21 protein-coding genes and 1 pseudogene are annotated in these 22,804 nt (G+C 74.7%); 12 read left to right on the forward strand and 10 right to left on the reverse strand.

From position 1 onward, the window contains the following. The first annotated feature begins 211 nt into the window (after window positions 1-211). Window positions 212-1,204 (forward strand): ABC transporter substrate-binding protein, encoded by a 993-nt coding sequence (locus G5C62_RS15210; protein WP_164701655.1) that lies wholly within the window; start codon window positions 212-214, stop codon window positions 1,202-1,204. 28 nt (window positions 1,205-1,232) lie between these two features. On the opposite strand, the gene G5C62_RS15215 is transcribed toward G5C62_RS15210, so the two are convergent. Continuing rightward, window positions 1,233-3,311, reverse strand: coding sequence for a prolyl oligopeptidase family protein (locus tag G5C62_RS15215; protein WP_164701656.1), 2,079 nt, complete (start codon window positions 3,309-3,311; stop codon window positions 1,233-1,235). Between the two features lie 135 nt (window positions 3,312-3,446). Between G5C62_RS15215 and G5C62_RS15220 the strand changes: the two genes are divergently transcribed. Both G5C62_RS15220 and G5C62_RS15225 read left to right on the forward strand, forming a co-directional pair. Continuing rightward, window positions 3,447-4,058: an HNH endonuclease gene (locus tag G5C62_RS15220; protein ID WP_241175921.1), complete on the forward strand. Its 612-nt coding sequence runs from the start codon at window positions 3,447-3,449 to the stop codon at window positions 4,056-4,058. After that, a complete protein-coding gene (locus tag G5C62_RS15225) occupies window positions 4,055-4,912 on the forward strand; it encodes an SCO6745 family protein (protein ID WP_241175922.1) in 858 nt (285 codons plus the stop codon). Before G5C62_RS15220 ends, G5C62_RS15225 begins: the two co-directional genes overlap by 4 nt. Before the next feature lie 52 nt (window positions 4,913-4,964). On the opposite strand, the gene kynU is transcribed toward G5C62_RS15225, so the two are convergent. Next, window positions 4,965-6,230 carry a kynureninase gene (gene kynU, locus G5C62_RS15230; protein WP_164701657.1) on the reverse strand — a complete coding sequence of 422 codons (1,266 nt, stop codon included), beginning with the start codon at window positions 6,228-6,230 and terminating at the stop codon, window positions 4,965-4,967. Between the two features lie 36 nt (window positions 6,231-6,266). Between kynU and G5C62_RS15235 the strand changes: the two genes are divergently transcribed. The 3 genes from G5C62_RS15235 (at window position 6,267) to G5C62_RS15245 (ending at window position 8,623) form a co-directional block, all read left to right on the forward strand. After that, window positions 6,267-7,703: an amidase gene (locus tag G5C62_RS15235; RefSeq protein WP_164701658.1), complete on the forward strand. Its 1,437-nt coding sequence runs from the start codon at window positions 6,267-6,269 to the stop codon at window positions 7,701-7,703. Between the two features lie 46 nt (window positions 7,704-7,749). Continuing rightward, window positions 7,750-8,082 (forward strand): hypothetical protein, encoded by a 333-nt coding sequence (locus tag G5C62_RS27560; protein ID WP_206330666.1) that lies wholly within the window; start codon window positions 7,750-7,752, stop codon window positions 8,080-8,082. Window positions 8,083-8,152: 70 nt separating this feature from the next. Continuing rightward, window positions 8,153-8,623 (forward strand): DUF5130 family protein, encoded by a 471-nt coding sequence (locus tag G5C62_RS15245; protein ID WP_036338225.1) that lies wholly within the window; start codon window positions 8,153-8,155, stop codon window positions 8,621-8,623. A gap of 156 nt (window positions 8,624-8,779) precedes the next feature. Here G5C62_RS15245 and pepN read toward each other — a convergent pair whose 3' ends face one another. Next, window positions 8,780-11,335, reverse strand: a complete 2,556-nt coding sequence (gene pepN, locus G5C62_RS15250) for an aminopeptidase N (RefSeq protein ID WP_164701659.1) — start codon at window positions 11,333-11,335, stop codon at window positions 8,780-8,782. 156 nt (window positions 11,336-11,491) lie between these two features. Here pepN and G5C62_RS15255 point away from each other — a divergent pair, with 156 nt between their 5' ends. The 3 genes from G5C62_RS15255 (at window position 11,492) to G5C62_RS15265 (ending at window position 13,756) form a co-directional block, all read left to right on the forward strand. Next, window positions 11,492-12,157, forward strand: coding sequence for a DsbA family protein (locus tag G5C62_RS15255; RefSeq protein ID WP_164701660.1), 666 nt, complete (start codon window positions 11,492-11,494; stop codon window positions 12,155-12,157). 148 nt (window positions 12,158-12,305) lie between these two features. After that, a complete protein-coding gene (locus G5C62_RS15260) occupies window positions 12,306-12,872 on the forward strand; it encodes a hypothetical protein (protein WP_164701654.1) in 567 nt (188 codons plus the stop codon). A gap of 116 nt (window positions 12,873-12,988) precedes the next feature. Then, window positions 12,989-13,756, forward strand: coding sequence for an SDR family oxidoreductase (locus tag G5C62_RS15265; RefSeq protein ID WP_164701661.1), 768 nt, complete (start codon window positions 12,989-12,991; stop codon window positions 13,754-13,756). A gap of 19 nt (window positions 13,757-13,775) precedes the next feature. On the opposite strand, the gene G5C62_RS15270 is transcribed toward G5C62_RS15265, so the two are convergent. Together G5C62_RS15270 and G5C62_RS15275 are read right to left on the reverse strand one after the other, a co-directional pair. Further along, a complete protein-coding gene (locus G5C62_RS15270) occupies window positions 13,776-14,537 on the reverse strand; it encodes an MBL fold metallo-hydrolase (protein ID WP_164701662.1) in 762 nt (253 codons plus the stop codon). Beyond that, window positions 14,534-15,208 (reverse strand): DUF429 domain-containing protein, encoded by a 675-nt coding sequence (locus G5C62_RS15275; RefSeq protein WP_164701663.1) that lies wholly within the window; start codon window positions 15,206-15,208, stop codon window positions 14,534-14,536. Before G5C62_RS15275 ends, G5C62_RS15270 begins: the two co-directional genes overlap by 4 nt. Window positions 15,209-15,246: 38 nt before the next feature. On the opposite strand from G5C62_RS15275, the gene G5C62_RS15280 reads away from it, so the two are divergent. Together G5C62_RS15280 and G5C62_RS15285 are read left to right on the forward strand one after the other, a co-directional pair. Beyond that, the gene (locus tag G5C62_RS15280) at window positions 15,247-15,732 is read left to right on the forward strand and encodes a ribose-5-phosphate isomerase (protein WP_036338211.1); all 486 of its coding nucleotides are present in this window, start codon (window positions 15,247-15,249) and stop codon (window positions 15,730-15,732) included. After that, window positions 15,686-16,333, forward strand: coding sequence for a hypothetical protein (locus G5C62_RS15285; RefSeq protein ID WP_241175923.1), 648 nt, complete (start codon window positions 15,686-15,688; stop codon window positions 16,331-16,333). The genes G5C62_RS15280 and G5C62_RS15285 overlap by 47 nt, the downstream gene beginning before the upstream one ends. Before the next feature lie 62 nt (window positions 16,334-16,395). On the opposite strand, the gene G5C62_RS15290 is transcribed toward G5C62_RS15285, so the two are convergent. Both G5C62_RS15290 and G5C62_RS15295 read right to left on the reverse strand, forming a co-directional pair. Then, complete coding sequence (locus G5C62_RS15290; protein WP_164701664.1) at window positions 16,396-17,637, reverse strand: GNAT family N-acetyltransferase; 1,242 nt, start codon at window positions 17,635-17,637, stop codon at window positions 16,396-16,398. Between the two features lie 71 nt (window positions 17,638-17,708). Then, complete coding sequence (locus tag G5C62_RS15295) at window positions 17,709-19,904, reverse strand: MMPL family transporter (protein WP_164701665.1); 2,196 nt, start codon at window positions 19,902-19,904, stop codon at window positions 17,709-17,711. A 195-nt stretch (window positions 19,905-20,099) separates the two neighbouring features. Between G5C62_RS15295 and G5C62_RS15300 the strand changes: the two genes are divergently transcribed. After that, a complete protein-coding gene (locus G5C62_RS15300; protein WP_164701666.1) occupies window positions 20,100-20,447 on the forward strand; it encodes an MmcQ/YjbR family DNA-binding protein in 348 nt (115 codons plus the stop codon). Between the two features lie 15 nt (window positions 20,448-20,462). Here the strand turns inward: G5C62_RS15300 and G5C62_RS15305 are convergent, their stop codons facing one another. The 3 genes and pseudogenes from G5C62_RS15305 to G5C62_RS28150 all read right to left on the reverse strand — a co-directional run. Beyond that, a complete protein-coding gene (locus G5C62_RS15305) occupies window positions 20,463-21,107 on the reverse strand; it encodes a response regulator transcription factor (protein WP_164701669.1) in 645 nt (214 codons plus the stop codon). A gap of 17 nt (window positions 21,108-21,124) precedes the next feature. Beyond that, window positions 21,125-22,450: a sensor histidine kinase gene (locus tag G5C62_RS15310; RefSeq protein ID WP_164701667.1), complete on the reverse strand. Its 1,326-nt coding sequence runs from the start codon at window positions 22,448-22,450 to the stop codon at window positions 21,125-21,127. Between the two features lie 174 nt (window positions 22,451-22,624). Further along, window positions 22,625-22,804 (reverse strand): annotated as a pseudogene (locus tag G5C62_RS28150) (hypothetical protein); the annotation flags it as partial.

Here is a 22,804-nt window from a genome sequence, read left to right on the forward strand (position 1 = left end):
GTGGTGCACCGTCGATCACCGGCGGCGGAGCCGGGCGGCGTGCCGCCCGCGTTCCGGTACCGAGGTGCCCGGCAGCCGCCCGGCGGGGGCTGCCGCTTGGCGGAAGGGCCCGTTGACGTGACCTGCCTCACGACCTAGCGTCCGCCGCCACCCACCCGAACGACGACCCGTCGCGTTGCCCGGCGGGCGTCGAGATCCACTGGAGGAACGCGTGCGCAGGACGTCGAAGAGCTCGATGGTGCTGGGCTCGATGGTGATCGGCGCCCTCGTGCTGACCGGTTGTGGCGGCGAGGACGACGGGGCCGAGCCCGTGGCCGGCGCGGGATCGGACGAGCTGACCACCGTGCGCGTGGGCGCCATCCCGATCGTGGACGTGGCGCCGCTCTACCTGGCCCAGGAGGTCGGCATCTTCGCCGACCACGGCCTGGAGGTGGAGCCCTTCCTGGCGCAGGGCGGCGCAGCCATCGTCCCGGCGGTGCTGGCTGGGGAGGCGGAGTTCGGCTTCTCCAACATCACCAGCCTGCTGCAGGCCGAGTCGCGCGGGGTGCCGCTGGCCCTCGTCGCCCCCGGCTCCGGGGCCACCGGCAACGTGGAGGAGGACTTCGCCGCGGTGATCGTCCCCGCCGACTCCGAGGTGCAGGAGCCGGCCGACCTGGCCGGGAAGAGGGTCGCCATCAACTCGATCAACAACATCAGCGACACCGTCGTGCGGGAGACCGTCCGGCAGGACGGCGGCGACCCCTCGTCGATCCAGTTCGTGGAGCTGGCCTTCCCCAACATGGTCGCCGCGGTCGCCGACGGCTCGGTGGACGCGGCCTTCGCGGTCGAGCCGTTCGCCACCGTCGGGGTGAGCCAGGGCATGCGCGTGGTCGCCGCCCCCTACACCCAGACCGACGAGGCGCTCACGGTCGCCGGCTACTTCACCTCCGACCAGTACGCCGCCGAGAACGCCGACACCGTGCAGGCCTTCGCCGACGCGATGGCGGAGGCGCAGCAGTACGCCACCGAGCACCCGGACGAGGTGCGCGAGGTGCTGGGCTCCTACACGAACATCGACCCGGCGATCGCGCAGGAGCTGACGCTGCCCGCCTACCAGACCGAGATCGACCGGGACTCGGTCGAGGTGCTGCTCGAACTCGGCGTGGAGGACGGGGTCATCCCCGAGGGCGTCGACCTGGAGAACGTGTTCGCCGAACTGGAGTGAGCGCCTCCGGCTGCTGCCCGCCCCGCCCTCAGGCCGGGGCGGGCGCCAGCCCGGTGTACGCGGCCAAGAAGGCCAGCTGGTCGGCGGCCAGACCCACCGTGCGGCTGACCGCCCGGGCGCCGTGCCCCACCGACAGCTCCCGGCGCAGCACGATCGGCGCCTCCGCCGTCGTCGCGTGCTGCAGGGCCGCGGCGAGCTTGCGGGCGTGCAGCGGGTCGACCCGGGTGTCGGACTCGAACGTCGTGAACAGCACCGCCGGGTAGTCGGTGCCCTCGACCACCCGGTGGTACGGCGAGTACCCCAGCAGCCAGCCCAGTTCGACCGGGTCGGCGGCGGTCCCGTACTCGTCGTTCCAGGTGCGGCCCAGACCGAACAGCTCGTACCGCACCATGTCCAGCAACGGCGCACTGCAGACGACCGCGGCCACCAGGTCGGGGTGCTGGGTGGTCATGGCGCCGACCAGCAGCCCGCCGTTCGAGCCGCCCATCACGGCCAGCTGGGCCGGCGTCGTCCAGCCCTCGGCGATCAGGTGGCCCGCGGCCGCGGCGAAGTCGTCGAACACGTTCTGCTTGCGCTCCCGCATCCCGGCCCGGTGCCACTCCTCGCCGTGCTCGGAGCCGCCGCGCAGGTTCGCCACCACCCACACCCCGCCGGCGGCCACCCAGGCCAGGGCCTGCGCGGTGTAGGCCGGGGTGAGCGACACGTTGAACCCGCCGTAGCCGTAGAGCACGGTCGGGCGCGGGGTGTCGGGGGTGCCGGTGCCGGAGAGCACGAACAGGTGCACCGGCGTCCCGTCCGGAGACGTCGCGTGGGCCTCGACCACCCGCACGTCGGGCACCGCGCCGGCCACCGGGGCCTGCTCGTGGCTGGTGAGCGCGGCCGGGTCGGCGGCGTCCCAGCGCAGCACCGAGGGCGGCGTGGCGTAGTCGGTGAAGCCGACCCAGGCGGTCGTGCCGCCCTCCGGGGGTGCGCTGACGCCGGCGACGCTGCCCGGGCGCAGCGCGGTCACCTCGGCCACGCGGCCGGAGCCGTCGGCGGCCCACAGCGAGAGCCGGTCGGTGGCGTCGACCGCGTGCACGGCGAGCACCCGCAGGTCGCCGTCCGGGCCGTCGACCAGGGCGACGTCGCCGAGCACCCCGTCGTCGGACTGGGGGACCACCTCGTGCCAGGCCGCCGGCGCCCAGCTGGCCGGGTCGGCCGGGTCGGCCACCACCAGCCGGCTGCGGGGGGCGTCCCGGTCGGTGTGCAGCCACAGCCGGCCGTCGCGGGCCACCCAGGCCGAGGTCTGCGCGTCCACGCCGACCTGCAGCTCGCGGAGGACGCCGTCCCCGGCCAGGTCGGCCAGCCAGACGTCGTCGCGCGGCGCGGTGCCGACCGAGGCGGACACGACCAGCCAGCGGCCGTCGGCGCTGGTGCGGGCGCCGAAGTAGGTCGAGGGGTCGCTGCCCTCGCCGTGCACCAGGGCGTCGTCAGCGGGGTCGCTGCCCACCCGGTGGCGCCACACCCGGCGGTGGAACTGCTCCTCACCGGCCGGGACGAGCTCGGGGGCCAGCCGGCGCACGTAGAACAGCTCCTGACCGCCGGGCAGCCAGCCGACGGGGGAGTAGCGGCAGCGGTCGATCGGGCCCTCGACCAGCTCGCCGGTGGCGACGTCCAGGACGAACAGCTGCGACTCCTCGTCGCCGCCGACCGAGACCTGGTAGGCGAGCCGGTCGCCCTCCCACGAGGGGGACCAGGCGTCCAGCGTCGTGGTGCCGGCCGGGTCCAGCGCCGTCGGGTCGACCAGCACCCGCACGCTGCCGTCGGGCTCGGTGACCCGCAGCACGGCGTGCTCCTGGCCGGGGTCACGCCGGGTGGAGAAGGCCCGGCCGTTGCGCCACACCGGGATGCCGACCGCACCGGCGTGCACCAGTTCGGCCAGCCGCTCGGCGAACGCCGGACGGCCGGGGAGGCCGGCGAGGAGGCCGGCGGCCAGCTCGTCCTGTGCGGCGGCCCAGGCCATGGTCCGTGGGTCCTCGGCGTCCTCCAGCCAGCGGTAGGGATCGGCGACCGGGTGACCGTGCAGGTCGTCGACCAGGTCCAGGCGGGGGGCGTCGGGGTAGCGCACGCGCTGACCGTAGCCGCGGCCACCGACGCACCGCTCGGGTCGGCCGATGGCAGAGACCGCCGTCGCCAGTGCAGGATGGCAGGTGCCCGTGGGCTGTCGAAGCCGTCGGTGGCCGGGGGCACTCGGAGGTGTCCCGTGTCGATCACCGCACTCGGGTCGTCGTCCGGGCCGGGTCCCGCCGGCTCCCGACGCGACGTCCTCGCCCGTCCGCACGCCCCTGCCCCGGCGGCGTGCACGACCGGTGCAACGCTCCTGCTCAACGCCACCTACGAGCCGTTGTGCGTGGTCTCCAGCCGCCGCGCGATCGTGCTCGTCCTGGCCGCCAAGGCCGAGGCCGTCGACGTCACCGACGACGAGGTGCACGCCGAACGGGTGACCGTGGCGGTGCCGGTCGTGGTGCGGCTGACCCGCTACGTGCGGGTGCCCTACCCGGTCTCGGTGCCGCTGTCCCGCCGGGCGGTGTTCACCCGGGACGGGCAGACCTGCGTGTACTGCGGGGGCTCGGCCACCAGCATCGACCACGTCGTGCCGCGCAGCCGCGGTGGCACGCACACCTGGGACAACGTCGTCGCGGCCTGCCGGCGGTGCAACCACACCAAGGCCGACCGGTCGCTGGCCGAGATGGGCTGGTCGCTGCCGCACCCGCCCGGCGCCCCCAGCGGTGCGGCCTGGCGGCTGCTCGGGCACCGCACGGTCGACCCGCGGTGGCGGGAGTGGCTCGGCATGCCCGACTCGGTGAGCGCGTGACGATCGACCTGGCCCGGCGCCTCTGGGCACTCGGCGAGCCGTTCCACGCACTGACCTACTTCGCCGACGAGTCGCGCACCGCCTATGCCGAGGCCGGGCTGCGCGGCTTCTGGGCCGGGTACTTCGCCGGCCGCGCCGCGCCCCTCGGGCCGGTCGGACCGGCGCTGGTGACGGCGACGTTCGGTTCGTTCGCCCCCGACTTCGTCGGCCGGCGGGTGCCCGAGGTCTGGACGACGACGCCCCCGGCCGACGCCCTGGCCGCCCGGCTGGCCGGGGTGGACGCCGCGGCCCGCCGGGCGCTGCCCGACTGGCTCGGCTCACCCGAGGCGGAGGAGGCCGCGACGCTGGCCCGCCGGGCCGCGGAGGCGGTCGACGTCCTCGGCCGCCCGCTGGCGGCGGCGAACACCGACGTGCCCTGGCCGGTCGAGCCGCACCTGGTGCTGTGGCAGGCGCTGACCACGCTGCGCGAGCACCGGGGGGACGGCCACCTGGCCGCCCTGCTGCAGCAGGACCTGCTCGGCCTGCCCGCACTGGTGCTGACCGCGGCGGCCGGGAGGACGTCGGCCGACTGGCTGCAGAAGGCCCGAGGCTGGTCGCCCGGGCAGTGGGCGGCCTGCGCCGAGGAGCTCACGGAGCGCGGCCTGCTGGCCGACGGAGCGCTGACCGCCGACGGGGTGGCGCTGCGCGCGGCGGTCGAGGCCGACACCGACCGGCTGGCGCAGGGCCCGTGGACGGCGCTCGGCCAGGCCGGCTGCGACCGGCTGGCCGAGCTGCTGGCACCGGTGCGCCAGGCGGTCGTGGCGGCGGGGGAGTGGCCGGCGCACAACCCGATCGGCGTCCCGGAGCCGGCCTGACGGCCCCGACCAGGCGCTCGTCCTCAGCCGGCGAGGAGCGCGGCGTCCTCGCTCAGGTGACCCGGCTGCGCTCGGTCGGGTAGCTCTCGTGCGACCGGTCGCCGAGCACGGTGCGCAGCCGGTCCATCGCGTCCCAGACGTCGACGAACCGGGTGTAGAGCGGCGCCGGGCCCAGCCGGAGCCGGTCGGGCGTGCGGAAGTCCGGGACGACGCCGCGGTCGATCAGCGCCTGGGTCAGCTGCCACGCCTGCGGGTGGGCGAGGCTGACGTGCGACCCGCGCCGGGCGGCCTCCCGTGGTGAGGCGACCGCGACCCCGTGCCCGGCGAGCCACTCGTCGGCCAGCGCGATCACCAGCTCGGTCAGCGCCCGGCCCTTGGCGGCCAGCCGCTCGATGCCGGCCTCCGCGGACAGCCGGGCGCCGACCTCCACCGCCGCCATGGCCAGCACCGGGGGAGTGCCGACGGCGAACCGGTCCACGCCGTCGGCCGGGTCGTACGCCGTCCCCATCGCGAACTGGTCGCGCTGGCCGAACCAGCCCCAGATCGGCTGGCGCAGCTGCTCCTGCAGTTCGCGGCGCACGTAGAGGAAGGCCGGGGACCCGGGGCCGCCGTTGAGGTACTTGTACGTGCAGCCGACCGCGAGGTCGGCGCCGGCCGCCGTGAGGTCGGCGGGCACGGCACCGGCGGCGTGGCTGAGGTCCCACACGACCAGCGACCCCGCCTCGCGGGCCAGCCGGGTCACCTCCGCGATGTCGACCAGCGCACCCGACCGGTAGGCCACCTGCGAGAGGACGACGACGGCGACCCGCTCGTCCAGGGCCCTGGCCAGCACGTCCAGCTCCAGGCCGGTGTCGATGTGTGCCTCGACCTCGCGCACCGTCATCCCGCGCGCCTGGGCCACCCCGGCCACGATGTACCGGTCGGTGGGGAAGTCGTCGGCGCAGCAGACCAGCACGTCCCGGCCCGGGCGGGCATCGGCCGCAGCGACGAGCAGCTTGTAGAGGTCGACGCTGGTCGTGTCGCCGACCAGCACCTCGCCGGGCCGCGCCCCCAGCACGCCCTCGGCGAGGACGTCACCGATCCGGCCGGACTGCTGCACCCAGTCGCGCCAGGAGCCGACGAGCCCCTGCCCCCACTCCTGCTCCACAGCCCGGGCCACCGCGGCGGGGGTCTCCCGGGGCAGCCGGCCGAGGGAGTTGCCGTCCAGGTAGAGCAGCCGGTCGGGGCCGTCGTCGTCGGTGCCGGTGAAGCGCGCCCGGAACCCGGCCAGCGGGTCGGTGGCGTCGGCGGCTTCGGCGTCGGCGCGGGAGAGGTCCACGAGGAGATCCTGCCCGTCGCGGCTAGCGTCCGGGTGGTGACCTCCTCGCCCGGCACACGACTGCACGACCTCACCGCGCTCGAGCAGGCAGCCGCGGTCCGCGCGAAGGAGGTGAGCCCCACCGAGCTGGTCGAACACTCCCTCGCCCGCATCGAGGCGCTGGACACCGCCGTCGGGGCCTTCCTGACCGTCACCCCCGACCGGGCGCGCGCCGCAGCGGCGGCGGCCGACCGGGCGGTGCTGGACGGCGGGGACCTGCCGCCCCTGCACGGCGTCCCGACCGCGATCAAGGACCTGGCCAACACCGCCGGGGTGCGCACCACCTTCGGCTCGGCCGTGCTGTCCGACTTCGTACCGGCCATCGACGATGCCGTGGTCACCGCGCTGGCCGCCGCCGGCACGATCAGCCTGGGCAAGACCAACACCCCTGAGTTCGGCTTCCCCTGCTACACCGACAACGACCTCGCCGGCCCGGCCCGCTGCCCGTGGGACCCCTCGCTGCTGGCCGGTGGTTCCAGCGGTGGTGCGGCTGCCGCCGTGGCCGCCGGGCTGCTGCCCTTCGCCCACGGGTCCGACGGCGGCGGCTCGATCCGCATCCCGGCCGGGATCAACGGGCTGTTCGGAATCAAGCCCACCCGCGGCCGGGTGAGCAACGCCCCGCTGGGCAGCGAGACCACCGGCCTGGGCGTGCAGGGGCCCCTGGCCCGCACCGTGCGGGACGCCGCCGTGATGCTCGACGCGATGGCCGGGCCGGTGCCCGGTGACCCGTACTGGGCGCCGCCGCCGCCGGCCGGGGAGACCTTCCTCGGCTATGCCGACCGCCCGCCGGGCCGGCTGCGGATCGGCCGCTACCTGGACTCGGGCATGCCCGGCGCCGATTTGGACCCCGAGGTGCGGGCGGCGTTCGAGGACGCCTCGACGCTGCTGTCCGAGCTGGGCCACGAGGTGGAGGACCTGCCGGCCGCCCCGCTCACCCCGGAGGTGTTCCCGGCGTTCGAGGTGGTCTGGGCCCTGTCGGCCACCACGCTGCCCGTGCCGCCGTCGCAGCTGGACCGGCTGCGGCCGCTCACCCGCTTCCTCCGGGGCCGCGGCCTGGCGCTCAGCGCGCAGGACGCGATGCAGGCGATGTTCACGCTGCGGGTCTTCGCCCGCCGGTTCGTCCAGGCGACCAGCCGCTACGACGTGCTGCTGGCCCCGATCTGCACGCTGCCACCGCGACCGGTCGGCTGGTTCGACGGGGACGGCGACGGTGCGGCGGACTTCGAGCGGCAGAAGCGCTACGCGGCCTTCCCGGCGGTCTACAACGTCACCGGTCAGCCGGCGGTCAGCGTGCCGCTGTGGTGGACGGCGGGCGGGCTGCCCATCGGGACCATGCTGGTGGGCCGCCCGGCCGACGAGGCGACGCTGATCTCGCTGTCCGCGCAGCTGGAGGAGGCGCGGCCGTGGGGGCACCGACACCCCGCGCTCTGGTGACCCGTCCTGCCGGGCCGGCGCTCGGTCGTCCCGGTAGATTGCCACCATGTCCGTGCTCGAGACCGTGCTCATCTACGGCGTCGTCCCGCTGGTGATCGTGCTGCTGTTCGCTGCGGTGACGTTGTTCCCCGGCCGCAGCAAGGACCGCACCAAGTACCGCCCCGGGCAGTCCTGGGACTACGCGCCGCTCTGGTACGAGCCGCACCCCGACGTCCCCGGCGTGGTCGGTGGCCACGCCGAGGACGCACCCGGGGCCGGCCACGCCGCTCCGCGACTGGGCGCCACCGCCTCGGCGCTGGCCATCGGCCAGCACCCGCACGTGGCCGACCCCGACACCGTCCGGCGCACCGCCGCCGGCGGCGCCCGCGGGACCTGGTGATCCGCCGGTGAGCACCGCCTCGTCCCACGTCCCGTCGCAGTCCGCGTCGCAGTCCGGAGGCACCCCCCAGATGACCCAGCAGCTCACCCGGCAGCCCGCCGCCGACCAGCACGGTCCCAGCGCGACGCGGGAGACCGGGAACAGCTCCGTGATGGAGCCCGGCTCGGGGCCGTTCAGCTACCGCGACCTCGCCCGGCTCGACGAGGCGCTGACCATGTCCTCCCGGGAGACCGGGCTGCGGTTCACCCTCTACGTGGGCGAGCTGGGCTCCGACACCCGGGCCACGGCGGAGGACCTGCACTCCCGCTCCGGCGGGGACACCTCCAACAGCGTCCTGGTCGCCCTCTCGCCGGGGCAGCGGGTGCTGGAGATCGTCACGGGCACCGCGGCCGCCCGCCGGCTGCCCGACCGGGCGTGTGCCCTCGCCGTGCTGTCGATGACCAGCCGGCTGGGCGCCGGCGACCTGGTCGGGGCGATCATCAACGGCCTCCGGCAGCTGTCCGACGCCGCCGGTCACCCCGCGCGCCGCAAGGCCGACTGACGAAGGACCCCGTCCTCCCCACCCCCCGCAGGCTCGGGGCGGGCCCCTGGACGGGGCCGCTCCCCACCACTCGCGAGCTCGCGGTGGGCCCCGGCAGGGGGCCGGATGCCAGCGGCCCAGGACTCATCGAGTCCTGGGCCGCTGGCGTTCAGCGGGTCATCCCTGGCCGGCTGCGGCGTCCCGCTTGCGGGCCCACAGGGCCCGGGCGATGCCGTCCCGGCCCTCGCTCACCAGCCGGCGCAGCGGCGCGGGGGCGTCCTGATCGGCCAGCCAGGCGTCGGCCGCGGCGAGCGTCCGCTCCTCGACGACCTTCGGGAACAGGTACTCCACGGCGTTCTTGGCGATCTCGCCCGGACGCCGCTCCCACAGCCCGCGGATGTCGGCGAAGTACCGGTCCACGTAGGAGGCGGTGAGCTCCTGCTGGGCCGGGTGCCAGAAACCGGCCACCATCGCCTCGTGCACGGCGTTGGCGATCGACTCGTCGGTGAACGCCCGCTCCCAGGTCTCCGCCTTCGACTCCGGCGTCGGCCGGAGCGCCCGGGCGGTCGCGGCCCGGCGGGCGCCGGTCGCGGTGGCGTCCCGCTCGGCCTCCGCGTCGATCTCCGGATCGCCGGCCGCACCCACGGCGACCAGGCCGTGCAGGAACGCCCAGCGGGCGTCGGTGTCGACGGTGAGGCCCTCGACGGCGAGGAACCCGTCGAGCAGCCCTCGCAGCGCCGCCACGTGCTCGTCCCCGCGGGCCGCGGCCGCCAGGGTGCGCGACCACTGCAGCTGGGCGTCGCTGCCGGGGGCCGCGCTGTGCAGGGCGGCCAGCGCCTTGTCGGCCAGCATCGTCCAGCCGGTCGGTGCCCAGGCCGGGTCGGCGTAGGAGGCCAGCGCCGACTGCACCCGGGCGAGCAGCGACTGGACGACGCTGATCTCGGTCTCCGCGTCGACGCCGGCCAGCACGAGCTGCACCCAGTCACGGGCCGCCAGCTCACCGTCGCGGGTCATGTCCCAGGCCGCTGACCAGCACAGCGCCCGCGGCAGCGACTCCGGGATGGCATCGATCTGGCTGCGCAGCGTGGCCAGCGACCGCTCGTCGAGGCGCAGCTTGGCGTAGGTGAGGTCGTCGTCGTTGACCAGCACCAGGTCCGCGGCCGGGTGGCCGACCAGCTCGGCCACCTCGGTGCGCGCCCCGTCGACGTCCAGCTCCACGCGGTGCGACCGGGTCAGCCCGTCGGGGCCCGAGCTGTAGAGGCCGACCGCCAGCCGGTGCCGGCGCAGCACGGGGTGCTCGGAGACGGCGGTCTGCTCGATCGCGAAGGAGGCGTACCGGCCGTCGGCGTCGAGCTCGTACACCGGGCGCAGGGTGTTGACCTGGCTGGTCTGCAGCCACTGGGCCGACCAGTCCGACAGGTCGCGGCCGGACGCCTCGGAGAGCTCGCTGAGCAGGTCGTCGAGGGTGGTGTTGCCGTACTCGTGCTTGCGGAAGTACCGGCGGACGCCGGCGAGGAAGTCGTCCTGCCCGACGTAGGCCACCAGCTGCTTGAGCACCGAGGCGCCCTTCGCGTAGGTGATCCCGTCGAAGTTCACCTCCACCGCGGCGACGTCGACCATGTCGGCCGCGATCGGGTGGGTGGAGGGCAGCTGGTCCTGCGCGTAGGCCCAGGACTTCTCGGTGTTGGCGAACGTCGTCCACGCGGTCGTGTACTCGGTGGCCTCGGCCTGGCACAGCGTGGAGATGTAGGTGGCGAAGGACTCGTTGAGCCACAGGTCGTCCCACCAGCGCATGGTCACCAGGTCGCCGAACCACATGTGCGCCAGCTCGTGCAGGATCGTCTCGGCACGCCGCTCGTAGCGGGCCCGGCTGGTCTTGGACCGGAAGACGTAGTCCTCCAGGAACGTCACGCACCCGGCGTTCTCCATCGCCCCGGCGTTGAACTCGGGGACGAAGAGCTGGTCGTACTTGTCGAACGGGTACGGGTAGTCGAAGACCCGGTGGTAGAAGTCGAACCCGGCCTTGGTGACGGCGAAGATCTCGTCGGGGTCGAGGTGCTGGGCCAGCGAAGCCCGGCAGTAGATGCCCAGCGGGATGCCGTCGTGCAGATCGGTGACCCGGGCGTACGGGCCGGCGACCAGGGCCACCAGGTAGGTGGAGATGCGCTTGGTCGGGGTGAAGTGCACCAGCTGCGAACCGGCCTCGCCGGCCTCGATCGTGCGGTCACCGGTGTTGCTGACGACCTGCCAGTCGAACGGGGCGGTGACGTGCACGGTGAACGTCGCCTTGAGGTCGGGCTGGTCGAAGCAGGCGAACATCCGCTTGGCCTCGGCCGGCTCGAAGTGCGTGTAGAGGTAGACCTGCTCGTCCTCCGGGTCGACGAACCGGTGCAGGCCCTCGCCGGTGCGGGAGTACCGGCAGTCGGCGTCGACGACCAGCTCGTTGGTGGCGGCCAGCCCGGGGAGGGCCAGGCCGCCCTCCTCGGTGTAGCCGCTGACGTCGAGCTCGACGCCGTTGAGCGTCGCCGAGCGCACCCGGTCCGCCACCAGGTCGACGAAGGTGTCGGCGCCGGGGGAGCGGGCCTCGAAGTGGATGGTGGTGACCGAGCGGAACGTCTCCTCGCCGGGATGGCCCTGGCCGTCGGTCACGTCCAGGGAGAGGTCGTAGCTGGAGACGGCCAGCAGCGCGGCGCGGGCCGCGGCGTCGTCACGAGTCAGGTTGGGAACTGCCACGCCCCGGAGCTTCCCATGCGGGGACGACGGTCTCCTCCCCGTGTGGTCCCGAGGAGAGCGGGGAACAAGCCGGGGACGGCCCGACTTGGTCGGCCCAGACGACCGGGTGTCGTTCGAACGACCGCCCGGAGCACCGACGACAGACTGAGGAGTACCATGACCGAGGCAGTGCAGAGCTCTCCCGTGAAGGCCCGCGTCGACTTCTGGTTCGACCCGCTGTGCCCGTGGGCGTGGCTCACCAGCCGCTGGGTGCTGGAGGCGGCGAAGGTGCGTGACATCGACCTGCACTGGCACGTGATGTCGCTGTCGGTGCTCAACCGTGGCCGTGACCTGTCGCCGGACTACCAGGAGATGATGGCCAAGGCGATCGGCCCGGTGCGGGTCGCGGTCGCTGCCGCCCAGCAGCACGGCGACGCCGTGCTGGGCGACCTGTACACCGCCATGGGCACGCTGCGGCACCACGATGGGGTCGAGGTCGAGGAGATCATCGCCCCGGCGCTGGAGCGCGTGGGCCTGCCCGCCGAGCTGGCCGAGGCCGCCGGCTCCACCGATTACGACGAGGCGCTGGAGAAGAGCCACCACGAGGGGATGGACCCGGTCGGCGACGACGTCGGCACCCCCGTCATGCACATCGACGGCGTGGCCTTCTTCGGTCCGGTGATCAGCAAGGTCCCGACCGGCGAGGAGGCCGGCAAGGCCTTCGACGGCGCCGTCCTGCTGGCCAACCTGCCCGACTTCTGGGAGCTCAAGCGCACCCGCCTCTCCGGGCCGGACATGTCCTCGGTGCCCGCCGACGCCCTGGAGCTGACCGGCACCCGCTGATGCCGTGACGGCCGCCTCTCCGGAGGGGGAGGCGGCCGTCGTCGTCCACGGGATCCTCGCGTCCCCGCTGGACGACCCTCGGCTGAGCCACTAGACAGGCCGCAGCCGGGCCGGGCCGACCGGTTCGCCGAACAGCGACGGAGACCCCATGCCCCGCCTGTCCACACGCCGCGTTGCCGCCGGGACCATGGCCGGCCTGATGGCCTGCGCAGCAACCCTGGTCGCTGCCCCCGTGGCCCTGGCCGCGCCCGCGCCGCTGCCGACCCCCGTCGTCTCAGAGACGACCGTCGTGCCGGGGCAGTCGTTCACCGTGAGCTTCGCCGAGTGCTTCCCCGACGAGGAGGGAGCGACGACCCTCATCTGGTACGAGGCGAACGCCGGTGGGGACTTCTACCTCGTCGACTATGCCGACGCCCTCCCTGACGGCAGCGTCGTCATCGAATCGTCCTTCGACCCCGGGGCCCCGTCGGGGGAGTACACCATCGAGGGAGTCTGCGACCGGTTCTCCAGCGTCCAGTTCTACCCACCGGTCACCGTGACGCTGGCCGAGACCGCACCGACCACCCCAGAGCAGGGCAAGGGCGAGAAGAAGGACAAGAAGGACAAGAGCGAGAAGAAGGACAAGAGCGAGAAGAAGGACAAGAGCGAGAAGAAGGACAAGAGCGAGAAGAAGGACGAGAAGGGCAAGGACAAGAAGAAGGAGAACAAGGGGTGAGGGCGAGGAGTCCACTGGGATGAGGACCGCTCCTCCCCCCGGGGAAGCGGTCTTCGCCGTGTGCGCACGAAGCCGGCCAGGACTCGTCCAGGCAGACAATGCGGCAGGATGACCCGATGCCACCTCCCGTCCGGCAGCGCATCTTCATCACCGGCGCCAGCGCCGGGCTGGGCCAGGGCTTGGCCCGCCAGTTCGCCGCCCGTGGCCGCGATCTCGCGCTCGTCGCCCGCCGTACCGAGCTGCTCGACGAGCTCCGGGAGGAGCTGCTGGCCGCTCACCCCGGCATCCGGGTGGTCACCGGCCGGCTCGACGTCGACGACCCCGACCAGGTGGCCGACGTCGTCCCCCGGCTGGCCGGCGAACTGGGCGGCATCGACCGGTTCATCGCCAACGCGGGCCTGGGCAAGGGCGCCCCGGTGGGCACGGGCAAGGCGCGGCCGAACCGGCAGGTGCTGGTCACCAACGTGCTGGGGACGCACGCCTGCTGCGAGGCCGCCGTCGAGCTGTTCCGCGCCCAGGGGAGCGGGCACCTGGTGGTCATCTCCTCGGTCGCCGGGGTGCGAGGCATGGGCGGCACCCGGACGGCGTACGCCACGTCCAAGGCCGCGGACGCCGTGCTCGCCGAGGGGATCCGCGCCGACCTGCTGGGGAGCCGGCGCACCCGCGGCATCCGGGTCAGCACCATCCACCCCGGCTTCATCGAGACCGACATCAACACCGGCCGTCGCGGCCCGTTCACCGTCGACCTGCAGACCGGCGTCACCGCGCTGACCGCGGCGATCGAGCGGGAGCCGGTGCGCGCCTACGTCCCCGAGTGGCCGTGGCGCCCGATCGCCGGCCTGCTGCGCGTGCTGCCGCTGCCGGTCGTCCGCAAGCTCGCCTGAGTCGGCTGCCCCGGCACGCTCAGCGTGGGACCCGGGTCCGGGCCGTCGCGCAGGTGCGTTCGTCGAACGGCGCCGGCGTCGCCGGGTCGGCGAGCCATCGGGCCAGCTGCACCAGCTCGTCGCGCTGGGCCGCGACGAACGCGGCGTCCACCACCCCGCCGTGCCCGGGGACGACGGGGCCGCGGACCAGGCCGAGCACCGCGGTCACCGTGTCGGCCCACTCCAGGGGGTAGGCGTCCTCCATCGCCGGTGGCGATCCGTCCTCGACCAGGTCCCCGGCGAAGAGGACGTCGTCCACGGTGACCACCAGGTCCGCGCCCGTGTGCCCGCGCCCGAGGTGCCGCAGCGTCACGGTGCGGCCACCCACGTCCAGCCGGGCGAGGTCGTCGACCAGGCGGTCGGGCGGGTCGATCGGTGCGGTGGCGACCAGTTCGGCGGCGGGGTCGCCGTCCTCCCGGAGACCGGTGACCACCGAGGCGCGCTGGTGCTCACCCGTCGCCTCGAGCTCCTCGGCGCAGCGGCGGTGCCCCCAGACGTCGGCCGGCCGGAACGCCGCGTTGCCGAAGCAGTGGTCGTAGTGGGCGTGGGTGTTGACGACGGTCCAGGGGTGCGGGGTGACGGTCCGGACCGCCTCGGCCAGGGCCCGGCCCTCCCCGAGGTGGGAGCGGGTGTCGATGACCAGGCAGGCGCCGTCGCCGACGACCAGCCCGCAGTTGAGGTCGAGCTCGCGGTGTCGGCGGACGAACACCCGGTCGCCGATCTCCCGCCAGCCGGCGGTCACCAGCAGATCCGCATCGGCCGGCCGCGGGAGTCCGTCGTCCCGTCGCCCACCCGCTCGGCGGTGCCGGCGGCCAGCCGCTGGGCCGACCAGGCAGCGGCGCAGGCGTCCAGCGCATCGACGAGCGGGACGCCGGCGGGAGCCCCGGCCAGCGCCTCCTCCACCTCCATGACGGCGCGCAGGGCCTGCAGTCGCTGCACCGTGCCGCGGGCGGTGCCCTTGCGGTCGGTGACCCCGCCGAGCCCGAGCCGGAACGCCAGCTCGGGGTGCACCTCCACCACCCGGTCGGTCGGCGGGTCACCGAGGACGTCGTCCAGGTCCTTGATCGCCGCCACGAGCATGAAGGTCTGCGCGGACGGCGCCCGCCCGTTCGCTGCGGCCCGGCTCAGCTCCCGGGCCTGGGTGTAGTCAGCAGCGGCGAGGACGGCGCGGACCGGGGCGGGGAAGACCGAACTCCCTGCGCCGGTGCGCCGCAGGAGGTCGCGAGCGGCGACGTCGCAGGCCCGGACGCCGTCCTCGGAGAGCCCGATCGGCATGTCGATGGCGACCACCTCGACGTCGCGCACCGCCAGCACCGCCGCCGCGTCGTCGAGCACCTGCAGCCCCACCGTGCGCCCGTCGAGCAGCGCACCGACCCACTTCCCGCGCCAGCCGTCCACTCCGAGCACCGCCACCGGGCCAGCCTGCCAGGAGTCGGTGAGAAGATCGGCACATGCGCGTCTTCCTCGGCACGGACCACGCCGGCCTCGAACTGAAGTCCCACCTGATGGAGGTGCTCGCCGACGAGGGCTTCGAGCCGGTCGACTGCGGGGCCTTCGACTACGACCCGCAGGACGACTACCCGCCGTTCTGCTTCGAGGTGGGGGAGCGGGTCGTCACCGAGCCCGGCAGCCTCGGCATCGTCATCGGGGGCTCGGGCAACGGCGAGCAGATCGCCGCGAACAAGGTGCCCGGGGTCCGCGCGGCGCTGATCTGGAACGAGAGCACCGCCCAGCTGGCCCGCCAGCACAACGACGCCAACGTCGCCGCCGTGGGCAACCGCCAGCACAGCATGGAGGAGGCGACCGCGCTGGTGCTGACCTACCTGCGTGAGCCGTTCAGCGGCGAGGAGCGGCATGCCCGCCGGATCGCCCTGCTGGCAGACTACGAGCGTGACCGGCACCGCCCGGCCGGCGGGCTGCCCACCCGCACCCCGTGAGCCGTACCCGGTGACCGGGGACGACCTGCGAGCCGCGGGCGCCGCAGTCCAGCAGCTGTTCGCCCGGGTGCCCGACGGTGCGGCGGCGGTGCCGACGCTGGGCACCGACGTCGTCGGCGTCGCCGCGCACATCACCTCCTGCCTGACCTGGTACGCCCAGGACCTGGTCGCCGGGCCGGTGGAGGTGAGCGCCTTCGACGTGGTCCGCCGACCCGATGCCGATCTCGCCGAGACCTGCCAGCAGTTGGGTGCGGCGACCGAGGTGCTGGCCCGGGTGGTCGACACCGCCGGCCCGGCCGAGCGCGGCGTCCACGACTGGGGCCTGGCCGACGCCTCGGGCTTCGCCGGGATGGGCTGCGCAGAGCTGCTGCTGCACACCGGTGACGTCGCGGCGGACCGCGAGCTGGACTGGACCCCGCCGTCCCGGCTGGCCGAGGCGACCCGGGCACGGCTCTTCCCGTGGGCCCCGGCCGACGCCGATCCGTGGGCGGCCCTGCTGTGGGCCACCGGCCGCGGCGAGCTGCCCGGCCGGGAGCCGGTCACCTCCTGGCGCTGGCACTGCGCACCCCTGTCGGAGTGGGACGGCACCCAGCCCAGGTGAGGAGAAGGACCCCGCTGCCCCCACCACTCGCGAGCTCGCGGCGGGACCCTGCAGCGGGGCCGTCAGAAGGAGTCGGGACACCAGGGTGCGACCGGCCAGCCGAACGCCGTCGACGCCTGGGTCACCGCACCCGGGCTGACCTCGGTCACCCGGCCGGCGGCCTGCAGCGAGGCGAGCGAGACGCCGCCCAGGTAGGCCGCGGCGAGCGCTTCGACGTCCAGGACCAGGTCCGGGTCACGGTCGGTGCGGTCACTGTAAGCACCGGCCGGATGCCCCCAGACGTGCCAGCGCCCGTCGTTCCAGTCACAGAACCGATCGCGCACCTCGAACACCATGTCCAGCGGCGCCGGGTACCGGCGGGCGGACAGCGCGGCGCCCACGTCGACCAGCCGCACCCAGAGCGTGTCGACCGGGCGGGCGTGCCAGGCCCGGCCGTCGACCAGCAGGTGCGGCAGCGCATCGTCGGCGGGTCCCTGCGGGTACTCGATCGTGCGCATCAGGTCGTGCGCGAGCAGGAAGCGCCACAGCGCGGCGTACGCGGTCGGGCTGCTGGCCCGGACCTCCTCGACGGTCAGCGTGCCGTCGGGCTCGCTGGTGTCGGTCCAGGCGGCCCGCACCCGGTAGCTGGCGAACCCGGTGACCGTCCCGTCGGCCTCGGTGTGCAGCGCCAGCTGGCGGGGCGGACCGCCGGCGGCGAGTTCGGCGGAGTCGTGCAGCCGCCGCTCCCACCACCGGTCGTCGCGGGCCATGTTCCCCGGCACGAACCGGCGCACCTGCTGGTGCAGTGCCGCGGCCGCCGGGCGGAACTCCTCGACCTCGACCAGCCGCACGGTGCCGGTGCCGCAGTCGACGTCCGGCCGCAGGTGCAGCCGCTCGGTCAGCCCGGTCCAGCCGCCCCGCGAGGCGACCGGGGCGTACCCGAACCGGCCGTAGATCGGCCACTCGGCGGCCCACAGCGCCGCCACCGGCTCGCGGCCGGTCGCGTGCACCTCGCGCAGCTGGCGTCGCATGACAGCCGTCAGCACCCCGCGTCGCCGGTGGGTGGGGGAGACGGTCACCCAGGTGACGCCGGCCGTCGGCACCACCGCCCCCGGCACGGTCATCTCCAGGCTGTAGATGCCGGCGGTGGCGGCCACCCGCTCGCCGTCGAACAGGGCGAGCGAGCGGTCCAGCTCGGCCGTCGGGGCCGGGGAGTCCATGTAGGGGCCGGCGTGGTCGTGGCCGAAGGTCGTGCGCATGCCGCGGACGAAGCGCGGCCACTCCTCGGCGGTGATCGGGCGGAGCTGGTCGGCGATGTCGGTCACGGGGCGTGTCTACCCGGCGGGGACGACGGTCGGCCAACCAGTTCCGGCCGTGCGCACCGCGCACCCGGGCCTCAGTGGCTGCTGGCCGGCAGCCAGCCCAGCCACCGCGGCAGCCACCAGGTCCGCTCGCCCAGCACCGCCATCGCCGCCGGCAAGAGGACCCCGCGGACCAGGGTCGCGTCGATCAGCACCGCCACCGCCAGGCCCACCCCCAGCTGCTTGAACTCCAGCATCGACAGCGTCGCGAAGATGCTGAACACCGCCACCATGACCACCGCGGCGCTGGTGACCACGCCGGCCGAGCGGGAGACCCCGGTGGTCACCGCGAGCCGCAGCGGGATGCCCGCCTGGGCCGCCTCACGGACCCGGGAGACCACGAACACGTGGTAGTCCATTGACAGCCCGAAGAGGACCACGAACAGGAACAGCGGGATCCAGGAGACGATCGCCCCGGTGGAGGTGAAGCCGAGCAGGCCCTCGGCCCAGGTGGACTGGAAGACCAGCACCAGCACGCCGTAGGCGGCACCCACCGACAGCAGGGTGAGGACGGCGGCGATCAGCGCCACCGCCAGCGACCGGAACGCCACGGTCAGCACGACGACGGTCAACGCCAGCACGAACCCGATCACGATCGGCAGTCGCTGCGCCATGGTGTCGCTGAAGTCGGCGTCCCCAGCGGTGGCCCCGGTGACGGCCGTCGCCGTGCCGGACCCGGAACCGAGCGTGGCGGGGAGGAGGTCCTCACGCAGCTGGGTGAGCCCGGCCCGGGCCTCGTCGCTGCCGGCCGCACCGGCGCCCGCCACCGACAGCCGGGCGACCGTGCCGTCGGGGCTGACCTCGAGCTCGCCGGCGGCCGTGGCGTCCGGCAGCCGGGCGACCAGCTCGTCGGCAGCGTCCTGGACGGCGGGCACGTCGAGCCGCTGCCCGTCGGTGCGCCAGACGACGACCTGGTCGGTGCTGCCCTCCTGCGGGAAGGCCGTGGCGATGGCGTCGTAGGCCCGGACCACCTCGCTGTCCCGGGAGAGCGCGTCGATGCCCGGGTTGGAGGTGGCCATGCCGATCGCCGGCGCGGCCACCGCCAGGAGCGTGGCCACCCCCACGGCCAGCGAGGTCCGCGGCCGGGACACCACCCGCCGGACGACGGCCGACCAGACCCGGCTGTCGTCCGAGCGGCCCACCAGCCGGCCCAGCAGCGGGACCCGCGGCCGCTCGATGCCCCGCCCCAGCAGCGCCAGCGTCGCCGGCAGCACGGTCAGGGAGCCGATCACCGACACCAGCACCACGAGGATCGTGCCGGTCGCGAACGAGGTGAACACCGGGCTCCCGGCCAGGTACATGCCCGCCATCGCCACCGCGACGGCGAGGCCGGAGGTGAGCACGGCCCGCCCGGAGGTGGCGGCGGCCAGCTCGACGGCGAGCGCGGTGGGTGCGCCGTGGCGTCGTTCCTCCCGGGCCCGCCGGACGTAGAACAGCGCGTAGTCGACCCCGACGGCCATGCCGATCAGCAGCACGACGCTGGCGGTGCTCGCATCGACGGGGGTCAGCTGGGAGACCAGGGAGACCAGGCCCAGGGCGCCACCGACGGCGGTGAGCCCCAGCAGCAGCGGCACGCCGGCGGCGAACAGGGCACCGAAGGCCACCAGCAGCACGACCAGCGTCACCGGCAGGCTCAGCAGCTCCGCGCGAAGGAAGTCCTCCTCCAGTTGCTCGCCGACGACGGCGTCCAGCGAGCTGCCGCCGGACTCGACGACCCGCAGCCCCGGGTGCTCGGCCTGCACGCCGGCGACGGCGTCGAGCACCGGCTGCACCGCGTCGACGGCCGCATCGTCGGCGGCTGAGCCGGTGCGGTCCCCGACGTCGAGGGTGACCGGCACCAGCAGCGCCGTCCCGTCGGCGGAGGCGACCGGGTCGCCGACGGCGGCCACCTCGTCCAGCCCGCGGACGGCGGCGGTGACGTCCGCGGCGGCGGCGGTGCCCTCGGCGCCGATCACCGAGCCGTCGCGGGTCTGCACGAGCACCTGCTCGGTGGGCGGGTCGGGGAACCCGGCGCCGTCCAGGACGACGTCGGCCCGGCCGGACTCACCGCTGCCGCTCTGCGCAGCGGTGAGCGTCTTGGTGCCCATGGCGCCGCCGATGACGACGGCCAGTGCGACGGCCAGCACCCAGAGCCCGAGCACGGTCCAGCGGTGGGTGGCGCTCCACCGGGCCACCCGGACGGCGAACCCGTCCCGCCGGGGAGGTGGCGCGGTGACGGGCAGGGTGGTCATCACGGGGACGCTCACGATGGGGCCTTCCAGCTCGGGCGCCGCAGGGTGCGGCGTCGCTGGACCGAGCCTCGCGGCCCGAGATGATCATGTCGTTGCGGCTGGCCCCCCGAACGAGGTCGGGCTGGCACCATCTCGGTCGGCCGGTCAGCCCGACGAGGGGTGCGTCCTGTCGGTGGCCGGTGGCACCCTGCCGCCATGGCAGCCACGTCCGACGACGTCCGGGTGATCGCACTGGCCCTGCCGGAGGCCACCGAGCGCCCGGCGTGGGACATGGCCTGCCTCCGGGTGCGCGACAAGGTCTTCGCGTCGATGCCGCCGGCGGAGGAGTGGGTGGCGATCCGGCTGGCGCCCGGGGAGAACGCCGAGCTGGCCGCCGAGCGGCCGGAGGTGTTCTCGGTGCCGCACCACTACCGCAACAGCAGCATGGTCGTCGTCCAGCTCGCGGCCGTGGACCGGTCGGAGCTGGCCGAGCTGCTCACCGAGGCGTGGCGGCTGCGGGCACCCGCCCGGCTGCGGGCCGCCTTCGATGCCGCTGCCGGCTGAACCGGTGCGCCTCGGTCAACTGCGCAGGTAGGCCAGGGTCGCCATCACCCGGCGGTGCTGGTCGTCGTCCTGGCTCAGGCCGAGCTTGGCGAAGATGTGCTGGGTGTGCTTCTCCACGGCCCCTTGGGTGACGACCAGCGCGCGGGCGATCGCGGCGTTGGAGTGGCCCTCGGCGATCAGCCCCAGCACCTCCCGCTCGCGGGGGGAGAGCGAGCGCACCGGGTCGTCCCGCCGGCGCCGGGCGAACAGCTGGGCGACCACCTGCGGGTCGAGCACCGTGCCGCCGGCCACGACGTCGTCCAGGGCGGTGAGGAACTGGTCCACCTGCGCGACCCGGTCCTTGAGCAGGTAGCCGACCCCGCCCGCGCCGTCGGCGAGCAGCTCGTCGGCGTAGGCCACCTCCACGTACTGGGAGAGCACCAGCACCGCAGTCCTCGGGACGGCGCGGCGCGCCTCGACCGCGGCCCGCAGCCCCTCGTCGGTGTGGGTCGGGGGCATCCGGACGTCGACGACGGCGACGTCCGGCCGGTGCTCGACGACGGCCCGCACCAGTGACGGCCCGTCGGCAACGGCGGCCACCACCTCGGTGCCCGCCTCGCCGAGCAACCGGACGAGGCCCTCACGGAGCAGCACCGAGTCCTCGGCCAGCACGACCCGCATCCGGGGGCCGCCTCCGGTCACCGGCACGGCAGCTCGCCGATCAGCCGGGTCGGCCCGCCCCGCGGGCTGTCCACGGTCAGCACCCCGTCGACCGCGCGCAGCCGATCGGTCAGCCCGGCCAGCCCGTGGCCGGGGGCCAGCACGGCCCCGCCGCGGCCGTCGTCCTCGACGACCACCCGGAGCCGGTCGTCCTCGCAGACCACCGTCACCCGGCTCACCGTCGCCTCGCTGTGCTTGGCGACGTTCGCCAGCGCCTCGCTCACCAGGAAGTACGCGGAGTTCTCCACGGCCGGTGTCAGCCGCTGCCCCGGGGGGAGGGCGACGGCCAGCTCGACCGGCACGGGGGAGCGGGCGGCGAGGGCGGCGAGCGCGGCGGCCAGGCCGCGGTCGGCCAGCACCGGTGGGGCGATCCCGCGGGACAGCGCCCGCAGCTCCTCCAGCGTCTCCCTGGTCTGCGCCGCCGCCTCCTCCAGCGTCGCGCGGGCGCCGTCCGGGTCACTGTCGACCATCCGGCGGGCCCGGTGCAGGTCCATGCTGAGCCGGACGAGCCGCTGCTGCGGGCCGTCGTGGATGTCGCGCTCGAGGCGGCGCAGGGCGACGGCCTCGGCCGCCACGGCGGCGTCCCGGCCCTCGGAGAGCCGGCCGATCTCGGCCTGGGTGGCGGCCCGGGAGGACAGCAGCCCCCGGCCGAGCTGCGCCTGGGCGAGTGCGCACCCCCGGACGACGACCGGCAGCGTCAGGGCGAACAGCACCCCGATGGCGGTGTAGAGGAGGACCCGGTTGATCGAGGTGTCGGCCATCCCGATGAGCTCGGGCAGCGTGTAGTTGTCCGGCTGTCCCGACTCGTCGTAGGGGATCGACCAGTCCCACGTCACCGAGGTCAGGCCGGCCAGCGTGATGGCCCACCAGACGACCGTGACCACGAAGGCGGGCACCGCCACGAACAGGCGGAGCACGGCGTGCAGCGCGTCCATCCAGTACTGCGGCTCGCGCATCGGCGCGAGCAGCCGACGCATCCGGCCGGCGTCCGGACCGGGCCGCCGGTAGACCGGGCGGGTCACCGGCGTGCGCAGGACCGCGGGCAACCAGGACCGCTCGGCCGTGGCGAACGCACGGGCGGCGAGCAGGGTGCCGACCGCCACGGGCAGCCCGACCCACACCACGGTCAGCCCGAGCCCGACCGCGCCGCCGGTGACCACCAGGACGAATGCGAGCAGCGACAGCGGGAAGGCGAGCAGCACGTAGCCGGTGTCGATGCCGAGCTGGCGCCACCAGCCGCGCCGGGCCTCGTGTGCGACGGGGAGTCCGGCCGATACGGGCAGCTCGGCGGTGGTCGTCGTCATGCCGACCAGCCTGGCCGGGGGTGACGGGCCGTCCCAGCCCGCTGGCTGGCCGGTCCGGACTCGGGCTGTCCCGACCTGTGCGCGCTCATCTCAGGCGCAGATGCTCCCGGCCCGCCCCGGCCGTGTCCAGGACGTCAACCCGAGCAGCGGGTTTCGCGCCGACGGCGGACGCATCTACTGTCGGTGTGCCCCCGACCGTGTTCGTGCCCGCCCTGGACGACGTCGTGGCCGGCGCCGGGCGAACAGCTGGGCGACCACCTGCGGGTCGAGCACCGTGCCGCCGGCCACGACGTCGTCCAGGGCGGTGAGGAACTGGTCCACCTGCGCGACCCGGTCCTTGAGCAGGTAGCCGAC

This window comes from Modestobacter sp. KNN46-3, assembly GCF_011039295.1.

What these genes read in the sequence shown, in the direction of transcription:
- G5C62_RS15260 (WP_164701654.1), top strand. Translation starts at nt 12,306, where the DNA reads ATGCCCCGCCTGTCCACACGCCGCGTTGCCGCCGGGACCATGGCCGGC.
- G5C62_RS15245 (WP_036338225.1), top strand. Translation starts at nt 8,153, where the DNA reads ATGACCCAGCAGCTCACCCGGCAGCCCGCCGCCGACCAGCACGGTCCC.
- G5C62_RS15295 (WP_164701665.1), bottom strand. Translation starts at nt 19,904, where the DNA reads ATGACCACCCTGCCCGTCACCGCGCCACCTCCCCGGCGGGACGGGTTC.
- G5C62_RS27560 (WP_206330666.1), top strand. Translation starts at nt 7,750, where the DNA reads ATGTCCGTGCTCGAGACCGTGCTCATCTACGGCGTCGTCCCGCTGGTG.
- G5C62_RS15305 (WP_164701669.1), bottom strand. Translation starts at nt 21,107, where the DNA reads ATGCGGGTCGTGCTGGCCGAGGACTCGGTGCTGCTCCGTGAGGGCCTC.
- G5C62_RS15310 (WP_164701667.1), bottom strand. Translation starts at nt 22,450, where the DNA reads ATGACGACGACCACCGCCGAGCTGCCCGTATCGGCCGGACTCCCCGTC.
- G5C62_RS15265 (WP_164701661.1), top strand. Translation starts at nt 12,989, where the DNA reads ATGCCACCTCCCGTCCGGCAGCGCATCTTCATCACCGGCGCCAGCGCC.
- G5C62_RS15255 (WP_164701660.1), top strand. Translation starts at nt 11,492, where the DNA reads ATGACCGAGGCAGTGCAGAGCTCTCCCGTGAAGGCCCGCGTCGACTTC.
- G5C62_RS15280 (WP_036338211.1), top strand. Translation starts at nt 15,247, where the DNA reads ATGCGCGTCTTCCTCGGCACGGACCACGCCGGCCTCGAACTGAAGTCC.
- G5C62_RS15300 (WP_164701666.1), top strand. Translation starts at nt 20,100, where the DNA reads ATGGCAGCCACGTCCGACGACGTCCGGGTGATCGCACTGGCCCTGCCG.